The organism is Rhizobacter sp. P2_H2, assembly GCF_056403375.1.
In genome coordinates this window covers 1-3,285 of sequence record NZ_JBFUFP010000610.1, presented here as the reverse complement: position 1 = coordinate 3,285, position 3,285 = coordinate 1, and the positions used below count along the sequence as shown (strand labels likewise).

Below are 3,285 nucleotides of genomic sequence, written 5' to 3'. Positions count from 1 at the left end.
ACGCTCGACGACGTGGCACCGCTGCCGCCCGCCGCCACCAGCCGCGCCGTCCCGTCGCCGCCGAAGCCGCTCAGGCCGATCTCCGCCTGCGTCTCGCGCGGTGGATAGCACAGGCCCTTGTCGGCACACCCCTGGCTCGTCACCGTCAGCGTGAAGCTCGGCGCGGCCTGCTGCACCGGCACGACGATGCGGATCACGTCGCGGTAGGTCTCGACGTTCTTCTGGAAGGTCTCGTCGAACTTCACCTTGCCCGGCGGGATGACCGGCTCGCCGAGCGTCGCTCCGCCGGCCGCGAATTTGAACTGCTCCCGGTAGAGGTAGTAGCCCGGCGCGATCGCGAAGCTGACCTCGACGCTCTTCGCGTCCAGCGGCTTCGCATCGAAGCGAAAGGCCACCGCAGGGTCGAGGAAATCGTCGGCGGCCCGCGCCGCGCCGGGCAGCACGCACAGCGCGGCCGCCAGCATCATCAACGCAGCCGCCAGACGCGGCCAGGGGGTCACGGGATTCAATGCACGCATGGGAGGGGGAGTCGAAGGCACGCGACAGGTTCCGTGCCGCTATTTGAAGAATCGGCGGCGGGTGAGCACCAATGCCAGGTAGTAGCCGCCCAGCGCGTAGGCGGCCAGCACCAGCACCGGCAGCGCCACCTGCTGCGGCCACTGGCCGAGGATCAGCGGCCGCACCAGGTCGACCGCGGCGGTCAGCGGCAGCACATGCGCGATCACCTGCAGCCAGCCGGGCATCTGCTCGATCGGGAAGTACACGCCCGACAGGAAGGTCATCGGCGTCATCACCAGCGTGAAGTAGTAGGTGAAGAAATCGTAGCTCTGCGCCAGCGCGTTGAACACCAGCGCGATCGAGGCGAATGTCACGCCGATGAAGCACAGCACCGGCAGCGCGAGCAGCATCGTCGGCGCCCGGCTGATCCCCAGCACGAAGATCACCGCCATGATCGCCGCCACCGTGAACACCGACTTCATCGCCGCCCACAGCATCTCGGCGAACACGATGTCGTCGAGCGCGATCGGCGCGTTCATGATGCTGTCCCAGGTGCGCTGCACCTGCATGCGCGAGTAGGCCGAGTACAGCGCCTCGAAGGTCGCGGCCAGCGCACCGCTGACAGCGATGCTCCCCGACGCCAGGTACTCGATGTACGGCAGCCCCTGCACCTGGCCGATCATCGAGCCGAGCCCGTAGCCGAACGCCACCAGCGTGATCAGCGGCTCGGCGATGTTGCCCAGCACGCTCGGCACGGCGAGCTTTCGCCACACCAGCAGGTTGCGCAGCACCACCGGCCAGAAGCGTGCGGTGATGCGGGGAGCGGCATAGAACGAGATCAGCATCGTCGGCCCTTCATGCGTCGTCGCGGATCTGGCGACCGGTCAGCTTCAGGAACAGGTCCTCCAGGTTCGCCGGCCGGTGCAAGGTGCGGATGTCGTGGTGCTGCGCCAGCGCCTGCAGCAGCGGTTGCGGCCGGCGCAGGTAGAAGAACACCGTCTCGCCGCTGGTCTCGACGCGCTCGGCCAGGCCCGCATGCTGTGCCGCCATCGCGAGCGCACCATCGCCGAACACCTCGACGACGTCGCTCTCGAGGTGTTCGTTGATCAGGCCGCGCGGCGTGCCCTCGGCGATCTTGCGGCCGTGGTCCAGCACCAGCAGGCGATCGCACAGGCGCTCGGCCTCGTCCATGAAGTGGGTCGTCAGCAGGATCGACTTGCCCTGCTGCAGCAGGTTCTGCAGCCGCTCCCACATCAGGTGCCGCGCCTGCGGATCGAGGCCGGTGGTCGGCTCGTCGAGCAGCAGCAGGTCGGGGTCGTTGATCAGCGCACGGCCGAGGCTCAGGCGCCGCTTCATCCCGCCGGACAGCTCGCCGGGCTTCGCATCGGCCTTCGATTGCAGCGAGGCGAACTCCAGCAGCTTCGGGATGCGCGCCTCGATCGTCGCCTTCGGCAGGCCGAAGTAGCGGCCATAGACGCGCAGGTTCTCGGCGCACGTGAAATCGGGATCGAGGCTGTCGAACTGCGTGACGACGCCGATCCGCTTCTTGGCCTCGCGCACCTGCTGCGGAATCGGCAGCCCGAACGCGTGCACCTCGCCGGCGTCCGGCCCGACCAGGCCCAGGCACATGCGGATCGTGGTGGTCTTGCCGGCGCCGTTCGGGCCGATCACGCCGAGGCATTCGCCCGCCTGGATCTCCAGCGAGAGATCGTCGACGACGGTGTTGGTGCCGAATTTCTTGTGCAGGTGGGAGATGCGGAAGATCGGCTCGGCCATGCCGCGCAGTGTGCCATCGCCCATGAAAAAGGGCCGGTGATCGGAATCACCGGCCCTTCGATCCAGTGCGCCTTTTCAGGCGCTGCCGCTCAGGCGTTGTCGGTTGCCGCTTCGTCGGCCACTTCCGGGCGGTCGACCAGCTCGACGAAGGCCATCGGTGCGTTGTCGCCGACGCGGAAGCCCATCTTCAGRATGCGGGTGTAGCCGCCSGGRCGYGCCTTGTAGCGYGGGCCCAGTTCGTTGAAGAGCTTCGTGACGATATCGCGGTCGCGCGTGCGGTCGAAGGCGAGGCGGCGGTTCGCCAGCGTCGGCTCCTTGGCCAGCGTGATCAGCGGCTCGACGACACGGCGCAGTTCCTTGGCCTTCGGGACCGTGGTCTTGATCGCTTCGTGCTGCAGCAGCGAGTTGCACATGTTGCGCAGCATCGCGGCGCGGTGCTCCGACGTGCGGTTGAGTTTGCGAAGTCCGTTACGGTGACGCATGGTGCTTTCCTTTCTTGACTAACTTATGAGCCCCCAGCCGTACGAGGTACTGAGGGGTTGCACGATCGAACGCGCCAGGCGCGTTCGTCATCCGATGACGGCCTTCAGGCCGTCTTTCCTGTCGGCGAAGCGTTACCGCTTGTCCAGGCCCTGCGGGGGCCAGTTCTCCAGGCGTGCGCCCAGCGTGAGACCACGCGAGGCGAGCACTTCCTTGATTTCGTTCAGCGACTTGCGACCCAGGTTCGGGGTCTTCAGCAGCTCGGTCTCGGTGCGCTGGATCAGGTCGCCGATGTAGTAGATGTTCTCGGCCTTCAGGCAGTTGGCCGAACGCACCGTCAGCTCGAGCTCGTCGACCGGGCGCAGCAGGATCGGGTCGAACTGCGTGCTGCGCTGGGCCGGCTGGTCGAACGCGGCGATCTCGCTGCCTTCCAGCTGCGCGAACACGGCCAGCTGTTCCACCAGGATCTTCGCCGACGCGCGGATCGCCTCTTCCGGCGTGATCGCGCCGTTCGTGACGATCTCCATCACC

The 3,285-nt window shown here is 67.1% G+C and carries 5 protein-coding genes; all 5 read right to left on the bottom strand.

Going from position 1 to position 3,285, the window contains the following annotated elements; all coding sequences use genetic code 11:
- On the bottom strand, positions 1-500 hold a 500-nt coding region (locus AC1D15_RS23350), incomplete at its 3' end, for a protein-disulfide reductase DsbD domain-containing protein (protein WP_477827850.1).
- A 57-nt stretch (positions 501-557) separates the two neighbouring features.
- Positions 558-1,343, bottom strand: a complete 786-nt coding sequence (locus AC1D15_RS23345) for an ABC transporter permease (RefSeq protein WP_047507663.1) — start codon at positions 1,341-1,343, stop codon at positions 558-560.
- A gap of 10 nt (positions 1,344-1,353) precedes the next feature.
- The gene (locus AC1D15_RS23340; protein ID WP_477827849.1) at positions 1,354-2,298 is read right to left on the bottom strand and encodes an ATP-binding cassette domain-containing protein; all 945 of its coding nucleotides are present in this window, start codon (positions 2,296-2,298) and stop codon (positions 1,354-1,356) included.
- Between the two features lie 65 nt (positions 2,299-2,363).
- On the bottom strand, positions 2,364-2,756 hold the full coding sequence (gene rplQ, locus AC1D15_RS23335; RefSeq protein ID WP_047507665.1) for a 50S ribosomal protein L17: 393 nt from the start codon (positions 2,754-2,756) through the stop codon (positions 2,364-2,366).
- Between the two features lie 132 nt (positions 2,757-2,888).
- Positions 2,889-3,285, bottom strand: a 397-nt coding sequence (locus tag AC1D15_RS23330) for a DNA-directed RNA polymerase subunit alpha C-terminal domain-containing protein (protein WP_477827848.1), incomplete at its 5' end; no start/stop codon positions are given.